This window comes from Variovorax sp. GW821-FHT09A10 (assembly GCF_059418385.1).
In genome coordinates this window covers 1,142,326-1,161,897 of the sequence record NZ_JBWKPT010000001.1, presented here as the reverse complement: position 1 = coordinate 1,161,897, position 19,572 = coordinate 1,142,326, and the positions used below count along the sequence as shown (strand labels likewise).

Here is a 19,572-nt window from a genome sequence, read left to right as displayed (position 1 = left end):
GTGGTTGTGGGAAGCCATCAGGGCAGTGCCGCCAGCACGCGCGCCACGATGCGGTCGCAGCGCGCGCCGTCGAACGCGAAGGCGTCGCCCGTCGCCAGGTCGAGGTCGCGCGACAGGCTTTCGCGCAGCAGGCTGCGGGCGCGGAAGAAGCGCAGCCGCACCGTGGCCTCGGGCAGCCGCAGCGCCTCGGCGGTTTCGCCGACGCTGAGTTCCTGCACCGCGCGCAGCACGAACACGGTGCGGTAGGCGTCGGGCAGCCGGTCGATGCGGCGCTCCATGAGTCGGCGAAGGTCTTCCCGCATGGCGAGGCGCTCCGGTTGGCGGTCGGGGTCGTCGGCGAGCTGCGTGTCGGGGGCATCGTCGTCGTCCCCTGCAGCCATGCCGCCGTCGAGCGGAATCACCTGCGCGCCGCGGCGGCGCAGGCGGCCCAGCGCCTCGTTGATGACGATGCGCACCAGCCAGGTCGAGAGCTTTGCTTCGTCGCGGAAGCCGCCGATGGCGCGCCAGGCGCGCAGGTAGGCGTCCTGCAGCGCGTCTTCGGTGTCGGCGTCGCTGTGCAGGATGCTGCGCGCGGTGCGAAACAGCAGCTGATTGTGGCGCCGCATGATGCGCGTGAAGGCCTGCGTGTCGCCCTGCGCGGCGCGTGCGGCCAGTTCGGCATCGGACGCGTTCGCGTCGGCATCGGCAACGAGGGGCAGGGCGGTGGGCGGCATGCGGTGAGTTCCTTCTGCCCATTGGATGGCGCATCCCCGCGCCGTGTTGCAACTTTCTCAGGCGCCTTCCTGCGGCCCGTGCGGCGCCTGTTGCGCGCTCACGCGTGCGATGTTCTGCTGGTGCGACACCAGCATGGCCGTCAGCTCGCCGTGGATGTGCGCGTCGCCGATGCGCGGCAGCAGCGCCTGCAGCTTGCGCACCACCCAGCCCTGGCCGCGGTTGAGCAGCGCCAGGCGCGCGTCCAGTTCCGGCACCGCCATCGCGCGCTCGTAGAAGGCGCCGGTGCGCGTGCTGGGCGTGGCGGCCAGCGACTGGATCGCGTCGATCAGCACGCCGCACCAGCGCACCTCGTCGCGGTGGATGTCGGTCACCAGGCGCTGCAGCGCGGGGTCGTCGGTCTCGGCGGCGCTGCGCAGCGTGATGCGCGCGCCGGCGCGCTCGGCTTCGAGCAGTTCGTTCAGCGCGGCCAGCAGTGCGTCGCGGTCGCCGGCTTCGCGGTAGGCCGCGTCCAGCGCGTCGGCGTAGCAGACCGGCGAGGACACCTCCACCCGCTCGGGAAAGCGCAACCCCTGCGCGCGCAGCGCGGCGGGCGTGTCAGCGAAGGGCTGGGCGGCATCGTCGGGCGGGGCGGCGTGGGGCATGGGCGGCAGGGGACGCATGGGGCGGGGCTCCTGAAGTCGTGCGCTCATGGTGAACCGATGCTTCTCCCCAAGCCAATGAATGTTCATTGCAAATGAGTGCAAAAAAACTAATATGAATCCGATGGACATCGGCCTCGCCCGCACCTTTCTCGAAGTCGCGGCCACCGGCAGCTTCGTGGCCGCGGCCGAGCGGCTGCACCTGACGCAGACCGCCGTCAGCGCACGCATCCGCCTGCTCGAAGACCAGCTCGGGCGGCGCCTGTTCGTGCGCAACAAGGCCGGCGCGCGGCTCACCGCGTCGGGCGAGCGCTTCGTGGCGCACGCGACCACGCTGGTGCAGGTGTGGGAGCGCGCGCGCCAGCATGTCGCGCTGCCGCCGGGGATCGAAGAAGGCGTGAGCGTGGGCAGCGAGCCCAGCCTGTGGCATCCGCTGCTGGCCGACTGGCTGATCTGGATGCACCGCGTCTGCCCCGAGATCGCGCTGCGCGCCGAGGTCGACAGCGCGCAGCGCCTGCTCGACGGCGTGCAGGGCGGTGCGCTCGACCTGGCCGTGCTCTACAACCCGCCGCAGCGCCCCGGCCTCGTCGCCGAGCTGCTGGCCGAGGAGCGGCTGGTGATGGTCACCACCGACCCCGAAGGCCGGCTCGACCGCACGCGCTACGTGTCGGTCGACTGGGGCCCGGCCTTCGCGGCCAACCACGAGGCCGCGTTTCCGGAGCTGGCCCATGCGCCGGTGTCGATCTCGCTCGGGCCGCTGGCGCTCACCTACCTGCTCGCCGTGGGCGGCGCGGGCTACTTCCGCATCGGCGTCGCGCGGCCCTTCCTGGCCGACGGCCGGCTGCGGCTGGTGCAGGGCGCGCCCGAGTTCTCGCATTCGGCGCACGCCGTGTATGCGCCGCAGCGCGAGAACGAGACGCTGGCGCGCGTGCGCGCCGGGTTGCGACTGGTGGCGGCAGAGGAAGAAGGGCGCCGGGACAGCGGCGTGCATTTGCCGGACTGAGGCGCCGTCCTGCATCGCCGGGTGCTACTTTCAGGTACTTACGCGCAGGCCACCGGGACTCCGACAATCGGACGCATGCCACCCCGCGCAACGCGGGGAAGAAAAATAAGTTCGGGGAGTTTCATGTCCAACCACGGCAGCGTGCCCTTGCGCATGCGTTCGTCGTCACCTTCCGCTGACCGCAGCGCCCTGTGGGCCGAGCTGAGCCAGACGGCTCGGCTGTATCGCCTCGAAGCGCCCGGTGCCGCTTCATCTTCTTCGTCGGCCGCGCGCGAGAGCATCGACGCCTTGCGCGTGGAGGGCTGGGTGCAGCGCGAGGCGGTGTCGCAGCTGTTCGAGCTGCGCGTCGTGTGCCTGAGCTTGCGCGCGGACCTGGCTCTGAGTTCGCTGATCGACCAGCCGCTGACGCTGGTTACGGTGCTGGCCAATGGCTCGCTCGCAAAGCGCACGGGATTGATTCGCGCAGTCGAGTCGTTGGGCTCCGATGGCGGTCTGGCTCGCTACCGCCTCACGCTCGTGCCCTGGCTCTGGCTGGCCACCCAGCAAGGGCGCAGCCAGGTCTTCCAGCAGCGCAGCGTGGCAGACATCATCGAACGCGTGCTGGCGCCGTATGCGGATGCGGGCAGCTGGGCCTTCTCTTCCGAAGTGAACAGCTTCCTGGCCGACGCACCTGTTCGCACCTACTGCACCCAGTACCGCGAGAGCGACTACGACTTCTTCTCGCGCCTGCTGGCCGAAGAAGGCCTGGCCTGGCGCATCGAGGAAGACGCCCAGGCCCCGACCGGCCACAAGCTCGTCATCTTCTCGTCGAACGACACCCAGCCCGCTGATGCAGGCTCGCCCGTGCGCTTTCACCGCAAGAGCTCCCAGGAGCGCAGCGACGCCGTGCAGGCGCTGGTGCGGCGCATGCGCCAGTCGGTGGCCCAGGTGCACCTGAGCGCATGGAACGTCGACGGCAAGCGCCAGCTCACAGGCAGCGCCCCGGCGCGCTTTCCGGTGGGCGGCAAGAACGCGCCGCGCCTGGAGTACGACGACGTGCTGGGCCTGAACGACCGCAGCCGCGGCTGGGACACCAACCGCACCGTCGAGCGCTACGCCGCATTGATGATGGAAGCGGCCGAATGCCGCGCCGACCTGATGCTGGGCCACAGCACCATGCGCACCTTGCGCGCGGGCACGCGCCTCGAGATCGACGACGCGCCTGCGCTCGGACTGCAAGCCAGGCCTGCGCTGCTGCTGGACACCGTCGAACACGTGGGCATCAACAACCTGCCCAAGGACACGGCCGCATCGATTGCGTCGCAGCTGGGTGAGCTGACGGAACACCTGGTGTTCGATCAGCCGTGCGCCCCCGTGACGGCCGAGGCCGATGTGTTCGGGCTGGTGTCTGCAGCAACAGGCACGAACAACGACAACAGCATCTATCCGCAGCCCCAGAGCCTGGCCAGCGCCCAGGCCCAGGGCTACGCCAACAGCTTCTCGGGCGTGCACGCCCCGCGCCCCTGGCGCCCGGCCCTGGCCGCGGCCGACGGTGCCCGCCTGCACGCCAGGCCCACGGCCAGCGGCGTGCACAGCGCCATCGTGGTCGGGCCCTCGGGCGAGACCTCGCCCAACGGCGCCGACGAGCTGTACTGCAACGACCGCGGCGACGTGCGCGTGCGCTTCCACTGGCAGAACGGATCGAGCGAGAACGGCAACAGCAGCAACGGCGACAACGCCCAGGACAACCGCAGCACCCGCTGGATCCGCGTGGCCCAGCGCCAGGCGGGCCCCGGCATGGGCTGGCAGTGGCTGCCGCGCATCGGGCAGGAAGTGCTGGTCAAGTTCGTCGACCTCGATGTGGACCAGCCCGTCATCGTCGGTGCGCTGTACAACGGCCGCGGCGACGGCGGCATCGCCCCCACGCCCGGCGGTGCATCGCGAGCCGGTGAAACCAATGAAGACGTCTTCGCCCAAGCCAGCAACGCCTCGCCCAGCGCCCAGGCCAACCTCGCGGCCGGCCACGCCCCGCCCTGGCACGGCGCCAGCGCCGACGACAAGGGCCACCGCAATGCAGCGGCCCTGAGCGGCTTCAAGACCAAGGAGTTCGGCGGCGAGGGCTCCAGCCAGCTGGTCTTCGACGATTCGAACCAGCAGCTGCGCGTGCAGCTGCATGCGAGCACCGCCCACAGCCAGCTGAACCTGGGCCACCTGATCCACCAGGCCGACAACTTCCGGGGCAGCTTCCGAGGCCAGGGCCTGGAGCTGCGCACCGACGGCTATGCGGCCCTGCGAGGGGGCAAGGGCGTGCTGCTGAGCACGTACCACGGCGCAGGCGGCCAGAAGCTGGAGCCCGTGGGCGACTTCGCCGCCGGCATGGCGCTGCTCAAGCAGGTGCAGCAGCTGGGCCAGGCCCTGAGCGATGCGGCCAGGACCCACGAGACCGTGCAACTGGCCGGGCACATCGGCGCGAACAAGGCCAACGAATCCCAGCTCGACAAGGAACGCGCCCCCTACGCCGCGATGGAGCGCACCGCCAGCGGCATGGTGACGGCCGATGCGCTCGACACTGCCTACGCAGATGCGGCAGACAAGGCCATCGCCACGGGCGAAGGCAAGGTGCCGCACACCAGCGACGCCGTGATCGCACTGGCCGCGCGCGGCGGGCTGGCGATGGTGGCGGGCCAGCAGCTGCAGGTCGTCAGCGGCGAGACCGCCACGCTGGCCAGCGGCGGCGACATCAACCTGGCGCTGGCCGACGTGCTGCGCGTGCACAGCGGACAGGCCATCGGGGTGCTGGCCGGTGCGCAGAAGGCCGATGCAGACACAGGCCTGTCGGTCATCGCAGGCAACGACGACCTGGACTTCCAGGCGCAGCACGACGAACTGCGCGTGCAGGCCAAGGACGCGCTGAAGATCGCCAGCACCGACCAGACGGTGGAGTTCGCGGCCAAGAAGAAGATCCGCATCGCGACCGCGCAGGGTGCGTCGATCACGCTGCAGGATGGGGACATCACGTTCGAGTGCCCGGGGAAGATCACTTATCACTCGGTGCAGCGGAAGTTGGCTGGGCCGACGAGCCTGGGGGCCGACCTGCCAGCTTTTCCGAAGTCGGGCGGCAGCCATCGCTCCTTTGTTCTCGTGCGCGAGATCGATGGTCATCCCATACCGAAGCAAAGGTACCGCATCACCCGTGCCAACGGCCAGGTCATTGAAGGGGTTTCCAACGACAAGGGCGAAACCGCGATCACCGATTTCGATGGCTTCGAGACGATGAAGATCGAATTCCTCCGGACACGACACGCATGACAGACGAATCGACAAATGCAGTGCCTGCGCAGGGCGCGCCGGTCAGTGCAGAGAACTACGTGCTCGCCAACGACGATCGCGTGTCGACCGGAAAGAGCTTCGATCCGCGACAGGAGTTGCTGGCCAAGTCACCGATTCCGGGTGTGATCATCCTCGTGCACGGCGTGAATTCCACGGGCGAGTGGTATGAGCAGACCGAGGCGGGGTTGTGCCAGGGCCTGATGGAGCGCCTGGGTTGGGTCGAGGGCGCGGCTGCCGGCTCGACGCTGGCGGCCGTGCGTTACAAGCCCGAGGTTCAACCCGATGGCAGGCTGGACCAGAGTCTCAGCACGAAGTCGTACATCGACGAAAGCAGCGAGTCACGTTCGCCGGTGATCCGTTTTCGCTGGGGCTTCAAGGCTGCGGCGAAAGACGGCACCAACGAACAGGACAACGCCGAGTATTGGCAGGAGCGCATCTTTCTCGACGAGTTCGACGCCTGGGGCGGTGGCCCGTTTCAGAACGGCACGGCCACCTTGGCCGACATGTGGGGGCTGGGGCTGAACGACCGCGCGTTCTGGTGGATCTACACCAACATGCTGCCTGTCGAAGGGCGCGAGATCTACGCGTCGCCGCCGCGTGCCTACTTCGCACATGCGGCGCACCGGTTGAAGGAACTCATCAAGGCCATTCGCAAGGCACAACCCGACTGCCCGATCACCGTGGTCTGCCACAGCCAGGGCAACATGGTGTCACTGGGCGCTGCATTCCTGGGGAGCAACGACAAGGAATCGGGTGGCAAGGCCATTGCCGACACCTATGTCATGTGCAACCCGCCCTATTCGACCGGGATCAACTTCATGGACAAGGTCGTCAACCGGAGCCAACGCAGCCACGCTGGGAAGAAGGGCGCCGTGACGCCCGAGGCGCGCGTCGCGACCCTGAAGAATTTCATCGCGTTGGTCGAGGCCCGGGCCGCGGCGGAACAGAAGCGCGAAGAGATCAATGCCTGGCTCGGCCTGAAGGACAAGGGAAGCGGAAAGCCGCTGTGGGAGTTGGGCGCCTTCTGGGTCGACCCACCGGAAGACCCATCCAAGGACCGGGACAACAGAGGAAAGATTTTTCTTTATTGCAACCCGCACGACCAGGTCATTTCGGCAAGTCCGGTTCAGGGCATCGGCTGGAAGGGCCTCGATCTTGCGACCCTCAAGAAGGTCGACGCGACAGTCATGCCCGAAGGTGCGAAGGAGCCGAGCCCGGCGGGCACCATGTTCCAGCGGGTGTGGGCCCAGGCCCGGCGCGATGGCAAGCCGCTGCAGGTCGGCGACAAGGCCTGGGGGCGCACCTACCGGTATCACGAGGACAACCACGACCCCAAGAAGTTCTGGGTGCCGGAGCCCGAGCATGTGAAGTACTCACTGGACTTCAATCCCTCGCAGACTTTGCCGAGCCGGGTGGTGTCGTGGCTGGCGTCACCGCTGTTCTATGTGATCACCCGCGCCATGGGCGGCATCAGTGCCAGCGCCATGCCGGACAAGGGCTATGCCGTGCCGGTCTCTGCGCCTTACTTGCGCAAGCCCGTCATGCCGCAAAGCGTTCGCTATGGAACCGTCGGAGACTTCGACCAAGGCAAGGACGGTTCGCGCGATGCCCTGAATGCTGCGAACCCCGAAACTGGAACGCTGTATGGCGGGCAGGGCAAGGGCGATGCACAAAGCCAGGGTGAGCTGATCTATGAACACAATGCACGCGTTCGCATGCACCGCGCGCAAGGCGATATCAAGACAGACGAAGACGAACACAAAGACCGTCAGAGGATGATCAACGAGAACCCCAACGCAACGGACCATTCGACCATCCTCACCAATGCCGAGCATGCGCGGTGTGTGCTTGCGTATGACGTGGCGGTGGGGAACTGTTGGTTGAGCCCGGAGGATTGGGTGAGGTTCCGGAAGACTGCGCATTGGCGGTTCATTCCGGACAAGGTGGAGCAGGAGCCCAACAATTTCTTTTCGTATTACGCAGAAGGAAAGTACGAAGTCCCGACTGAACCAGACAAGAAAAAATCCAAAAAAACACTTCATGAGTACTACGACATCGAGCACATGCGAACCTACGCCGATGGAATCAAGGATGAACGCGAAGGCCCTCCGTTGGGCTTCCTGTATTGAGGGCATTCCATGCAGCAACGTCGAACACTTCTGACCAAGGGAGCCGTGATGGGACTACTTTCCGCCCTGGGATGGCGCAAGAACGGGGGCGAGGCGGTCGCCGCTGCATCCGTGCTTCCTCCTGCCTCCGTTGCCGTTCAGCCCGTGGCGCAATTAATCGGTGCCAACCTGATCTCGCCGCTGACGCAACGCGGCTATCCACTGGCATTCAATCTGCCAGGCTTCCTTGATCCGGGACCGCGGGGCGTGCCCCCGAAGAAGGTATGGGCCCCGGTCGACGGAACCGGCGGCACGACAAAGCGCTCGCATTTCGTCTATATCCTGACCAGGGAAACCTGCGCTGCGTTCACTCTTCCCGTCAGCAGCTACAACCGAACGACCTACGACGGTTTTCACTTTTTCCTCTGGAACGGGATCAAGATGAACGGGCTGAAGATCGTCTCGAGCTTTGAGCCGCGCTACGCAACGCCGGCGCAAGTCAACGACTTCTGGACCTCAGGCTACGGATACTTTGGCGGAGAGTCTCAGCCCGACCTTGCCCTGGTCCCAAGTGTCGATGGCTGGCCGGGCCTCCTGGCTTCTCTTGACTACATCCGCCAAGTCCCTGGCAAGGGCATGTGGATGGCTTCGGCCGACGCGCCGAATGCGCCGAAGGACGAGCAACCCAACGAAGCCGCGGTCCTCCTGATGCTGGCCAATCCGGGTTTCGCTACGGGTCGCACGCCGTTGGTTAACTGGTATGCACCCGCTCAAGTGTCGATCGACGACATGAAGCCTGAAGCCAAGGGCGACACCAAGACATCCGTGGCCTATCGCGCGGCGATCGAGCAAGCCGCTGCCAATGCAGGCATCGCACCCAAGCAGATCGGGACCTGGGTGCGCGACGCGGGACGCGGCACCAAGGACGCGACGGCACGACTGGTTCTGCTCACCCGTGCCCTTCATGACCTGAAGATCGATATCGATGACTTCGACGATGTCGAACAGAACGTGGACATGGTGTCGCTGCTGGGAGACCTGGGCGCCAACACCGTCAGTTTCTCCTTGTTGATGGCCAGCTATGCGGCCCATCGGCGCAACCACCCCGTGATGTACGTGAGCACGCAAGACGCTGGATCGGCGCGCGCGATCGTGGTGCTTCCGCCGCCCAATCACACGCCACCGCCGGAGCGCCAGGAGTTCCGCTATGCGACCACCTTCAGCCAATTCAATCGACCGTGGTGGGGCAAGCGGTTGGATGGAAAGAAAGACATCTGAGTCTTCCGGCGGGGCACTCTCTCGGTTCTGAAAGACGCTGTTGCCCTTGTCAGAACGGATAGTGCCGAGGCGTCGTCTGCACCGTAATCCACCGCAGCTCCGTGAACGCTTCGACGCCGGCGCGCCCCCCAAACCGCCCATACCCTGACGACTTGACACCGCCGAACGGCATCTGCGCCTCGTCGTGCACCGTCGGCCCGTTGACATGGCAGATCCCCGCCTCGATGCGCTGCGCGACGTTCCACGCGCGTGCCACGTCGCGGCCGAACACGGCGGACGACAAACCGAACTCGTTGTCGTTGGCCACCGCCACCGCTTCTTCCACGCCGTTCACCCGCACGACCGCCTTCACCGGGCCAAACGATTCCTCGCGGTAGATGGCCATCGCGGGCGTGACGTGGTCGAGCACGGTGGCGGGCATCAGCGTGTTCTGCGCCTTGCCGCCGCACACGAGCACGGCGCCCTTGGCGAGCGCATCGTCGATCAGCGCGTTGCAGCGCGTCACGGTGCTCATGTCGACGACCGAGCCCAGCACGACGGGGCCTTCGCGCGGGTCGCCGAGCGGCAGCGCCTGTGCGCGGGCGGCGAACTTCGAGACGAACTCGTCGGCCACCGCGTTGTCGACCACGAGGCGTTCGGTCGACATGCAGATCTGGCCCGAGTTGGCGAAGGCGCCGAAGATCGCGCCGTTCACGGCCGCGTCGATGTCGGCGTCGTCGAGCACCACGAAGGGTGCCTTGCCGCCGAGTTCGAGCACGGCGGGTTTCAGGTACGTGGCGCAGGTCTGCGCGATGAGGCGGCCCACGCGCGTGGAACCCGTGAAGTTGACGCGCCGCACCGCCGGGTGCGCGACCATGGCCTCGACCACGGCGCCCGCGTCGGCCGGCGCGTTGGTGACGAAGTTGACGGTGCCCTTGGGCAGGCCGGCCTCGGCCAGTGCTTCGATGATGAGCGCATGCGTCTCGGGGCACAGCTCGGAGCCCTTGAGCACGACGGTGTTGCCGCAGGCCAGCGGCGTGGCGATGGCGCGCGTGGCCAGGATCACGGGGGCGTTCCAGGGCGCGATGCCCAGCACCACGCCGGCGGCCTGCCGCACGCCCATGGCAAGGCTGCCGGGCACGTCGGACGGAATGACCTCGCCCGCGATCTGCGTGGTGAGCGACGCGGCTTCGGTGAGGATGCCGGCCGCCAGGTGCACGTTGAAGCCGGCCCACAGCGCCGAGGCGCCGGTCTCGCGCGCCATGGCCTGCACGAAGGCGTCGGCGCGCGCTTCGAGCGCGTGCGCGGCCTTGAGCAGCAGGGCGCGGCGTTCGTTGGGGCCGGTCTGAGACCAGGTGACGAAGGCGCGCTGCGCGGCGTCGACAGCGGCGATCGCGTCGGCGGGCGTGGCTGCAGGGGCGCGCGTGGCGATGCCGCCGTCCAGCGGGTTGCGGCGCTCGAAGGTGGCGCCGCCGGTGGCCGCGCGGCGTTCGCCGTCGATGAGCATGGAGATGTCGGTCATGGGTGGGTGTCCTTTGCAAGAAAGAAAAAGGAAGAGGGGTGTTCAGGCCACGCCCAGGTAGGCCTGGCGCACGGCGTCGGAATGCAGCAGCGCCTGCGCTTCGCCCGAGGCGACGACGCGCCCGCGTTCGAGCACGTAGCCGCGGTCGGTGGCCTGCAAGGCCTTGCGCACGTTCTGCTCGACCATGAGCACGGTCACGCCCTGGTCGGCGATGCGGCGCACGATGGCGAGCAGCTCGTCGACCATGCGCGGCGCGAGGCCGAGCGAGGGCTCGTCGAGCATCAGCAGGCGCGGCCCACTCATGAGGGCGCGCGCCACCGCGACCATCTGCTGCTCGCCGCCGCTCATGGTGCCGGCGAGCTGCGTGGCGCGTTCCTTCAAACGCGGAAAGTCGTCGAAGGCGCGTGCGAGTCGCTCGGCGCGCAGCCGCGCGGGGATGAGCCAGCCGCCGAGTTCGAGGTTCTCGGTGACGGTCATCTGCGGGAACAGCTGGCGGCCCTCGGCCACCAGCGCCAGGCCGCGCCGCACGCAGGCGGTGGCATCGGCGGACGGCAGCGCCGCACCGTCGAGCACCGCATCGCCCGTGCGCGGCAGCAGCCCCGCGAGCGCCTTGAGCAGCGTGGTCTTGCCCGCGCCGTTGGGCCCGAGCACGACGGTGACGCCGGGCGTCACGTCGAGGTCCAGGCCCTGGATGACCTGGAAGCCGTGGTAGCCGGCCGCAAGACCGCGCACGGTCATCTGGGTGGTGCTCATGCCGTGGCCTCCATCTCGTCGCCCAGGTAGGCCTCGACCACCTCGGCATTGCGCACGACTTCGGCCGGCGTGCCGTCGGCGATCTTGCGGCCCTGGTGCAGCACCAGCACACGTTCGACGTACTTCAGCAGCGTGGTCACGGCATGTTCGATCCACACGACGGCGAGGCCGTGGTCGTCGCGCAGGCGGCGGATGCGCCGTGCCATGGCATCGACCTCCGCCTCGGTGAGGCCGGCCGCCACTTCGTCGAGCAGCAGCACGCGCGGTCGCGTGCCCAGCGCCATGCCGATCTCGAGCAGCCGCTGCTGCGAGGGCGTGACGTCGGCCGCGACCTGCGTCGCGAGGCCGCCCAGGCCCAGCATGTCGAGGATCTCGCCGGTGCTGCCCAGGCCCGCGATGGGCGCGCGGCGCCGCCCCGCGAACTGCATGCCGAAGCGCACGTTGTCCTCGAGCGTCATGTCGGCCATCACGCGCGGCGTCTGGAAGGTGCGCGCGATGCCGTGGGCGGCGTACAGGTGCGGGCCGCGCCGCGTGAGGTCGACATCGCCTTCCACCAGCAGCCGGCCCGACGTGGGCATGACCACGCCCGAGATCGCGTTGAAGAAGGTCGTCTTGCCCGCGCCATTGGGGCCGATGATGCCGACCAGCTCGCCCGCATGCAGCGTGGCGCTCACGGCATCGACGGCGGTGAGCCCGCCGAAGCGCACCGTGAGGTCGCGGGCTTCGAGAAGCGGCGTGGCCTTCATGGTGCATGCCTCCGCAATGCCGCCGCCTTGCGCTGCCACAGCGACGCGAGGCCGTTGGGCAGGTACATCACGCACAGGATGAGCAGCAGCCCCAGCACCATCATGTAGCCGTAGGGCAGCTGCAGCCGCAGCGTCTCCGACAGCAGGCTGAACACGATGGCCGCGGCCACCGGTCCGCCGATGCTGGCGGCCCCGCCGATCATCGCGATCAGCACGGTCTGGAAGCCGATGAAGGGGCTGAACACGGCGGCCGGCTCGATGTAGGTCCAGCGCACGGCCATCGCGGCGCCCACCGCGCCGGCGAAGGCGGCGGTGAGCGCAAAGCCGGCGATCTTCACGCGGCGCGTGTCCACGCCCAGCGTCTGCGCGCGCTGCTCGTCGGCGCCGATGCCGGCCAGCGCCAGGCCGAAGCGGCTGCGCTTCACGAGCAGCGCGGTGGCAATGGCCGCGCCCGCAATCGCCAGCACCGTGAGGTACACCGTCTCGTTCGACGGCACCACCGTGAGCACGCGCCCCACGGTGCCCGAGACCTGCTTCTCGACGAAGGTGACGGCATGGCGGATCAGCTCGGTCATGCCGAAGGTCAGCACCGCGAAGTAGGTGCCGCGCAGGTGCAGCACGGCCGCGCCCATCAGCACCGCCACCGCGCTCGCGATGGCCGCGCCGCTCAGGATCACCAATGGCCAGGGCAGCACCTCGAGCAGTGTGGCGCTCGCGTACGCACCCAGGCCGAAGAAGGCCGAAGTGGCGAGCGACAGGTAGCGCGTGGCACCGCAGAACAGCGACCAGCTGGTGGCCAGCGCGATGTACATCAGGCAGCCGAGCGCGACGGATGCGACGAACTCGCTCGCGACCCACGGCACGGCGGCCGCCAGCGCGAGGCCGATGCCAAGCACCCACCACGGTTTGTTTTGAAAGAGGGAATTCATCTTCTGGAGAACAGTCCGTTGGGCCGCCAGATCAGCACGCCGATGAACACGGCGTACGACAGCAGCATCTTGAGCGAGGGGCTCGTGTAGTACATGCCCAGCGCTTCGACCACGCCCAGCAGCAGGCCGCCGACGAGGCTGCCCGCGATGCTGCCGAAGCCGCCGAGGGTGATGACGACCAGCGCCGTCACGGTGTAGGGCTCGCCCATCGAGGGCGAGATCTCGTAGGTCATCGACAGCAGCGCGCCGGCCACGCCCGACAGGCCCAGGCCGATGCCGAACATCAGCGGATGCAGCCGCCTGGTGTTGATGCCCACGAGCTGCGCGCCGGTGGGCGACTGCATCAGCGCGCGCACCGCCTTGCCCAGCAGCGTGAGCTTGAGCAGCGCGATGAGCACGAGGCTCAGCGCCAGCGCCACGCCGAACAACACGAGCTTGTTGGCGGTGAAGCGCATTTCGCCCAGCTGCACCGGTTCGGCCAGGTAGTCGTAGCCGCGCAGGTCGCCACCCCACACGAGCAGGGCGGTGTTCTGCACGAAGAACATCAGGCCGAAGCCGACCATCAGGCTGCGCGCCTCGAACACGTCGACGTTCGGCGCGCGCGCCGCCACCTGGCGAAAGCACAGCCAGTGCACCGCCATGCCCAGCGCCATCAGCAGCACGAAGGCCACCGGCATGAACACCAGCGGCGAGATGCCCAGCGCCGTGTGCGCCCACCACGTGAGAAAGGCGCCGAGCATCAGGAACTCTCCGTGCGAGATGTTCATGATGCGCATCAGCCCGTACTGCAGGTTCAGTCCGATGGCCACCAGCGCGTAGATGCCGCCCGTGATCAATCCGCCGGCCAGGAGCTCGGCCCATCCAGAGAACGACACGCTGTTATTTCCAGGCCGGCTTCGGCATCAGTTGCGCGGTGGCGCGGTCTTTCGGCCACACCACTTCGAAGTCGCCACCCTGCCACTGCGAGACGGTGCCGGGAATCGACGCGTTCTCGCTGCCCTCGAAGCGGATTGGCCCGAGGATGGTCTTGAACTCGTTCTTCGCGATCTGCTCGCGCAGCGCCTTGCGATCGAGGCCCACCTTCTCCACCGCCTGCTGCAGGATCTGCAGGCCGGCCCACGCATGGCCGCTGGCCCAGCGGTCGGGTTCCTTGCCGAACTTCTTGGTGTGCGCGTCGAAGTAGGCCTTGGCCTCGGGGCTGGTCTTGCCGTTCCACGAGCCCATGCCGATCACGCCCTCGGTGTTGGCGGCCATCACGTTCTTGTAGAGCTGGAAGGCCGTGCCCACCGAGGCGTAGAAGTACTTCGGGTTGAAGCCCACCTCGCGCGCCTGCCGGCTCGCGAGGATGGTGTCCGGCGGGTAGGTGATGCCGATGAAGGCGTCGGGGTTCAGGTCCTTCATGGTGCGCAGCACGGGCGCGAGGTCTTTCACGCCCAGCGGGTAGCTCTTGCGGTCCAGCACCTGGATCTGCGTCTTCTTCAGCGCGTTGTTCAGCGCCGCGAAGTTCTCCAGCCCGAACAGGTCGTCCATGTAGACGATGGTGATGGTCTTCACGTTCTGCGCCACCAGCATGTCGACCAGCGCGCCCATCATCTTGTCGGGCTGCTGCAGCAGCGAGAAGAAGAAGGGCAGGCGCATGTCGATGAGCTTGCGCGACAGGGCGGTGGGCGCGAGCAGCGGATAGCCGAATCGGTTGGCCAGCGGCGCGACCGCGAAGTTGGCGCCTGAGCCCCAGGGCGGCAGCACGAGGTCGACCTTGTCGCTGCCCATGAGCTTTTCAAACGTGCGCACGCAGGTCTCGGTCTCGCTGCGGTCGTCGTAGCCGATGAGCTCGATGGGCCGCTTGGCGCCTTTCACCGACAGGCCGCCCGCGGCGTTGACCTGCTCGGCCCACAGCAGGTAGTTGGGTTCCTGGCTCACCTGCGCGCCCGCGGCCCAGGGGCCGGTGCGGGCGATGGCGTAGCCGATGCGAACGGGGGCGCTTTGCGCGAACAGCTGCGGCGCGACGGCGGCCGCGCCCAGCGCGGTGGCCGTGCCCTGGATCCAGTGGCGGCGGGTGGGGTGAAGCATGGAGGTCTCCTTCCGGGCGTCGGTATGCGCCCGCTGACCGGGATCGTAGAAACGCACGCCCTTTGCCGCTGTGCCCGCCGCGCACAAAGCACTTGACGCAGCGTGCAGGCGCCTAGTGGTTAACCCGCAAAGGCGAGGGCTTTGCGGGCACTCCACAATGCGCGGCATCCTGCTGCCGTGTTGCAATCTTTCGTCTTCACTGCTTTCGCCCCATGACCGCGTCCCTGCTCCTGTCCACCGACGCCATCCCGCCGAAGGAACGCGGGCCGCTGTGGTGCGAGTGGGTGTGGCGCCACTTCGGCGGCCTCGGCTCCGACCTGTACGGCGACAGCGATTTCGACGGCCACCTCGCGTCCTCGCACGCGGGCGACGTGATCCTCACGCGGCTGGAGGCGAACCGCCACCGCGTGTTGCGCACGCCGCAGATGGCGCGCCTGAGCGATGCGCCCTACCTGAAGATCGTCGCGCCCTGGCAGGGCTCGGCCGAGGTCACGCAGCGCGGGCGCGCGGCGGCGGTGCGCGCGGGCGGCTGGACGCTGTACGACACCACGCTCGACTACACCGTGGCCAACCCCGAGCGCAGCGACCACCTCATCGTGATGCTGCCGAAGGACCAGATCGCCTCGCCCGCGTTGCCACTGGGCGACCTCGTGGCGCGGCGCATTGGCGGCGACAGCGGCATTTCGCGCGTGGCGCTGGAGACCATGCGCAACACCTACCTGGAGCTGCCCCACATGAGCGAGGCTGCCGCGCGCGGCGCGGGCGAGCTGCTGATCCAGCTGGTGCGCCTGTCGCTCATGGAGCTGGCGGGCCGCAGCACCGCCCAGACCCAGCGCGAGGCGCTCAAAGACCGCATCCACCGCCACGTGGCGCAGAACCTGCGCGACCCGGCGCTGTCGATCGACGGCATGGCGCTGGCCCTGCGTTGCAGCAAGCGCCTGCTGCACCAGGCCTTCGCGGGCGACGACGACACGCTCACCGGCTACATCCAGCACCAGCGGCTGGCGGCCAGCATCCGCGACCTGATCGACCCCGCGAACGCCGCGCGCTCCATCACCGACATCGCGCTGGGCGCGGGCTTCGGCAACCTCTCGCACTTCAGCCGCGTGTTCCGCGCGCACACGGGCGGCAGCCCGAGCGAGTTCAGGCGCCAGGCGACGCTGTCGCGCTAGCCGGCTCGCGCGGCTGTCGCAACGCGCCGGCCTGCACCGCATCGTCCACGCTCCACGGCGCATACACCTCGGCGTGCAGGTCGGGCGAATCGACCTTGGCCAGCAGGTCGCGCACGCCGTCCTTCACGCGCGCCAGCGACAGGCGCGCGCCGCGCACGCGCACATAGGCCGCGAAGTCGCACAGCGCCTCCATGCTGGTGGCGTCGAGGTCGGGCGATTCCTCCAGGCTCAGCACCATGCGCTGCAGACCCGGCGTGGCGTCGATGCGCGCGCGGATCGATGCGAACACCGCATCCGCGTTGCCGAAGAACAGCGGCACCTCGGGTCGCGCGATCAGCACGCCCGGCGGCACCACGGCCTCGGGGTGGCGGCCGGTGTCGACGTAGTCGTGGCTCTGGCCCAGCCGGCCGAGCCAGCTCACGGTGGTGCGCGAGAAGCCGCGCAGCAACAGCAGCAGGCTCACGCCGATGGCGGCCAGCAGCCCGTCGAGCACGCCCAGCAGCAGCACGGCCGCGACCGCCACCAGCGCCACCAGCCGGTCGCGCCGCCAGTGGAAGTACGGCCGCAGCGACGAGGGGTTCAGCGAATGGCTCACGGCATTGATCACGATGGCCGCCAGCAACGGCTCGGGCGTGTGCGCGATCCACGGCAGCAGCGTGAGCACCGCCACGAGCACCACCAGCCCCGCCACCAGGCCCGCCGCGCGGCTGCGCGCGCCGGCCGATTCGTTGGCCGAGGTCGCCGAGTACCCCGCGCCCACGGGCATGCCCTGGAACAGCGCCGACAGCAGGTTGGCGCCGCCCAGCGCCAGCAGGTCGCGGTTGGCCGACACGTTGTCGCCGTGGCGCATCGCGAAGGTGCGGATCGAGCCGTAGGACTCGGCATAGAGGATCAGCGCCATCGCGAAGGCCAGCTCGCCCATCCCCAGCCATTGCGTGCGCCCCAGCGAGGGCACGCCCGGGTGCGAGAAGTCCAGCGAGATCGGCCCCACCGCCGCCACGCCCCAGGCCTGGCACAGCCCGCTCACGTCCAGCGCGATGCCGCCCACGATCACCAGCAGGGCCGCCGGCACCGCGCGCCAGCGCGCCAGGCCGCGCAGCAGCACCAGCGCCGCCAGCGCCATCGCCGCACCGGCCAGGTTCCAGTGCCGCCACTCGGCCGCCAGGCCCGCGACGAGGCGGAAGAAATCGCTGTGCGCCGGCTGCACCGCCAGCACCTTCGGCAACTGCTTGACCACGATGGTCAGCGCCAGCCCGAGCGCGAAGCCGCGCAGCACCGGCTTGGCGATCAGGCTCGACACCGCGCCGAGCCTGGCGATGCCCGCGATCACGAAGAAGACCCCGGCCAGCAGCACGATGCCCGCGCCCAGCGCCAGCCGCGTGGCCGGGTCGATGCCCGGCATCGACGTGGTGGCCGCGAAGAGCACCGCCGCCGACGACGAGGTGGCCGAGACGATCGCGAAGCGGCTGCTGCCGAAGAGGCCGTAGACCAGAAGGCCGGCGAACAGCGCGATCACGCCGGCCTGCGGCGGCAGGCCCGCGATGCCCGCATAGGCCACGGCCTCGGGCAGCAACAGGCCCGCGATGGACACGCCCGCCACAACGTCGGCGAGGCCGGGGCGGCGGGCGGCGCTGTCGTTCACTTCGCGGGTGTGGCGTTGGTCACGCCGGTCCAGCCCGGCAGGTAGCGCGCGTCGGCGGTGCGCGCCAGCGCCACGGCCTTGTCGATGGTGGCCTGCGGCAGCGGCTCGGTGGCCGAGGGCTGCAGCTTCTTTGCCGGCACCAGCGGGCGGAAATGGTCGGCCCACAGGAACTCCGCATAGGGCGCCGCGTCCTTCGCGTAGCCGCCGGCCTTGCGCACGAAGCCGGCCAGGGCGCGGTACGGGTCGTCGCGCAGCTTCGCCACGCTGGAGGGGATGGCGCTGAACGCGCGCCGCTTGCCCTTCTCGTCGAAGGGGTGCGCCCAGCGGTGGAATTCCATGAGGCGCCAGAACTGCTCGCCCCGGACTTCGCTGAGGTCGTCCAGCTGCATCACCCAGACCGTGCCCACCGACTCCTCGTGCAGCGCGCGGCCCAGGTGATGGTGATCGACGATGTAGTAGTGCCCGCCCGGCCCGCGCACGGCGGGAAACCAGTGCGCGGCCAGCGTGTGCTCGCGCTCCTTGCGCTTGAGCTGCTTCCACTGCGCGCGCTTGGTGGCCACTTCGGCGCCGCCGACCGTGATCTGGGTCGGGCGCAGTGCATCGAGGGACACGGGGATGAGGTTCGGCTTGGCGGTCATGCGGGGACGCTCCGTGGTGACGAGGGAGGCTTGCGGCGGCGGGCGCGGGCGATCATCGCTACCCGCGCGCCGTACCGCAAGTCGGCCGCACGCTACCAGCGTCAGGCGGACCGGAACCTGACGGCGCGCGCGACGTGCGCGGCGCCGGCGGGGTGCAGGCCGTTGCGGCCCGCGGGGTCGTAGCGCGCCAGCGCCTGGTGGCCGTCGAGGTCCTCCTGCAGCGCAAAGCCCGTGTCCCGCAGCAGCGCGCCCAGCGTCGCCGGATCGAAGCCCGACAGGAAGTCTTCGCCGACCGACGACACCTCGCTGCGCAGCCGCTGGAACGCGGCGTTGCCCGCCGCATCGGGACGCAGCGCCGCCTCGTCGATGTAGGTGAAGACCAGCTCGCTGCCTTCCGGTGCGCAGCCGGCGATGGCGCGCAGCGCCGCCAGGTTGGCCTCCCGCGTGAGGTACACGGTGACGCCCAACCATGCGAAGAAGGCGGGCCGCGTCGCATCGAACGGCGTGCACGCCAGGGCCGCGGCGAGGTCTTCGACCGACAGGTCCGCCGCGACGAAATGCACCGAGGGGGACGGCGGCACGCCGCAGGCTTGCAGGCGCTGGCGTTTCAGCTGCTGCGTGGCCGGGTGGTCGACCTCGTAGATGGCCAGGCCCTGCGCCCACTCGGGGATGCGGCACACGAAGCTGTCGAAGCCGGCGCCGATCAGCACGTACTGATCGACGCCGCGCGCGACCGCGTCCTTCAGTGCGTCTTCCGTGTAGCGCGAACGCAGGATCACGTCGGGGTAGGCGGCGTTGGCGCGCATCGCGTCGTCGAGCGCTGTGTCGGGCGAGCCCGTCGAGGTGGCGTCGCGCCGTGCCAGCGCGCGTTCGAGGAAGGCGGCGCGCACGCTGTCGGGCACCAGGCGCTCGCCCCACGGGTCGTCCAGCAGCGGCGCGGGCGCGCTGCGCGCATGGATGGCGCGCATGAGCGCGGTGGCGAGGGCGGTGCGGCTGGCTTGCGAGGAAGGATTCAAGGCGGGGGCTCCGGTGGTGCAAGGGCGCGAAGTTTCAACCCGCGCGAGGCGTCTG

Annotated in this window: 16 protein-coding genes; 5 read left to right on the top strand and 11 right to left on the bottom strand. The window is 68.9% G+C overall.

Translation table 11 applies throughout. The features are described from left to right. Positions 1-17 precede the first annotated feature (17 nt). Together AC07Q9_RS05575 and AC07Q9_RS05570 are read right to left on the bottom strand one after the other, a co-directional pair. Positions 18-713: an RNA polymerase sigma factor gene (locus AC07Q9_RS05575; protein WP_495307890.1), complete on the bottom strand. Its 696-nt coding sequence runs from the start codon at positions 711-713 to the stop codon at positions 18-20. A 57-nt stretch (positions 714-770) separates the two neighbouring features. Then, positions 771-1,373 carry a DUF6306 domain-containing protein gene (locus AC07Q9_RS05570; protein WP_495307888.1) on the bottom strand — a complete coding sequence of 201 codons (603 nt, stop codon included), beginning with the start codon at positions 1,371-1,373 and terminating at the stop codon, positions 771-773. A gap of 103 nt (positions 1,374-1,476) precedes the next feature. Here AC07Q9_RS05570 and AC07Q9_RS05565 point away from each other — a divergent pair, with 103 nt between their 5' ends. The 4 genes from AC07Q9_RS05565 (at position 1,477) to AC07Q9_RS05550 (ending at position 9,050) form a co-directional block, all read left to right on the top strand. Beyond that, positions 1,477-2,355 (top strand): LysR family transcriptional regulator, encoded by an 879-nt coding sequence (locus tag AC07Q9_RS05565; RefSeq protein ID WP_495307886.1) that lies wholly within the window; start codon positions 1,477-1,479, stop codon positions 2,353-2,355. A 123-nt stretch (positions 2,356-2,478) separates the two neighbouring features. Next, on the top strand, positions 2,479-5,643 hold the full coding sequence (locus AC07Q9_RS05560; RefSeq protein WP_495307884.1) for a type VI secretion system Vgr family protein: 3,165 nt from the start codon (positions 2,479-2,481) through the stop codon (positions 5,641-5,643). Next, positions 5,640-7,793 (top strand): T6SS effector phospholipase Tle3 domain-containing protein, encoded by a 2,154-nt coding sequence (locus AC07Q9_RS05555; RefSeq protein ID WP_495307882.1) that lies wholly within the window; start codon positions 5,640-5,642, stop codon positions 7,791-7,793. Before AC07Q9_RS05560 ends, AC07Q9_RS05555 begins: the two co-directional genes overlap by 4 nt. Before the next feature lie 9 nt (positions 7,794-7,802). After that, a complete protein-coding gene (locus AC07Q9_RS05550; protein WP_495307879.1) occupies positions 7,803-9,050 on the top strand; it encodes a hypothetical protein in 1,248 nt (415 codons plus the stop codon). Positions 9,051-9,099: 49 nt separating this feature from the next. On the opposite strand, the gene AC07Q9_RS05545 is transcribed toward AC07Q9_RS05550, so the two are convergent. The 6 genes from AC07Q9_RS05545 to AC07Q9_RS05520 are packed head-to-tail and all read right to left on the bottom strand — an operon-like array spanning position 9,100 to position 15,049. Next, positions 9,100-10,551, bottom strand: coding sequence for an aldehyde dehydrogenase (locus AC07Q9_RS05545; protein ID WP_495307878.1), 1,452 nt, complete (start codon positions 10,549-10,551; stop codon positions 9,100-9,102). 42 nt (positions 10,552-10,593) lie between these two features. Then, positions 10,594-11,304 carry an ABC transporter ATP-binding protein gene (locus AC07Q9_RS05540; RefSeq protein ID WP_495307877.1) on the bottom strand — a complete coding sequence of 237 codons (711 nt, stop codon included), beginning with the start codon at positions 11,302-11,304 and terminating at the stop codon, positions 10,594-10,596. Next, positions 11,301-12,050 carry an ABC transporter ATP-binding protein gene (locus AC07Q9_RS05535; protein ID WP_062478687.1) on the bottom strand — a complete coding sequence of 250 codons (750 nt, stop codon included), beginning with the start codon at positions 12,048-12,050 and terminating at the stop codon, positions 11,301-11,303. The genes AC07Q9_RS05540 and AC07Q9_RS05535 overlap by 4 nt, the downstream gene beginning before the upstream one ends. Beyond that, complete coding sequence (locus tag AC07Q9_RS05530) at positions 12,047-12,979, bottom strand: branched-chain amino acid ABC transporter permease (RefSeq protein WP_495307875.1); 933 nt, start codon at positions 12,977-12,979, stop codon at positions 12,047-12,049. The genes AC07Q9_RS05535 and AC07Q9_RS05530 overlap by 4 nt, the downstream gene beginning before the upstream one ends. Further along, complete coding sequence (locus AC07Q9_RS05525) at positions 12,976-13,854, bottom strand: branched-chain amino acid ABC transporter permease (protein WP_495307873.1); 879 nt, start codon at positions 13,852-13,854, stop codon at positions 12,976-12,978. The genes AC07Q9_RS05530 and AC07Q9_RS05525 overlap by 4 nt, the downstream gene beginning before the upstream one ends. A gap of 4 nt (positions 13,855-13,858) precedes the next feature. Then, the gene (locus AC07Q9_RS05520) at positions 13,859-15,049 is read right to left on the bottom strand and encodes an amino acid ABC transporter substrate-binding protein (protein WP_095949421.1); all 1,191 of its coding nucleotides are present in this window, start codon (positions 15,047-15,049) and stop codon (positions 13,859-13,861) included. A gap of 212 nt (positions 15,050-15,261) precedes the next feature. On the opposite strand from AC07Q9_RS05520, the gene AC07Q9_RS05515 reads away from it, so the two are divergent. Further along, positions 15,262-16,221, top strand: coding sequence for an AraC-like ligand-binding domain-containing protein (locus AC07Q9_RS05515; RefSeq protein ID WP_495307871.1), 960 nt, complete (start codon positions 15,262-15,264; stop codon positions 16,219-16,221). Here the strand turns inward: AC07Q9_RS05515 and AC07Q9_RS05510 are convergent. From AC07Q9_RS05510 to AC07Q9_RS05500, 3 genes are all read right to left on the bottom strand, one after another. Continuing rightward, entirely contained in the window at positions 16,193-17,863 is a 1,671-nt protein-coding gene (locus AC07Q9_RS05510; protein WP_495307869.1) for a SulP family inorganic anion transporter, read from the bottom strand. The genes AC07Q9_RS05515 and AC07Q9_RS05510 overlap by 29 nt on opposite strands. Next, positions 17,860-18,501, bottom strand: a complete 642-nt coding sequence (locus AC07Q9_RS05505; protein WP_489059901.1) for a ParB-like protein — start codon at positions 18,499-18,501, stop codon at positions 17,860-17,862. Before AC07Q9_RS05505 ends, AC07Q9_RS05510 begins: the two co-directional genes overlap by 4 nt. A 101-nt stretch (positions 18,502-18,602) precedes the next feature. After that, positions 18,603-19,517: a class I SAM-dependent methyltransferase gene (locus AC07Q9_RS05500; RefSeq protein WP_495307868.1), complete on the bottom strand. Its 915-nt coding sequence runs from the start codon at positions 19,515-19,517 to the stop codon at positions 18,603-18,605. Positions 19,518-19,572: the final 55 nt, after the last annotated feature.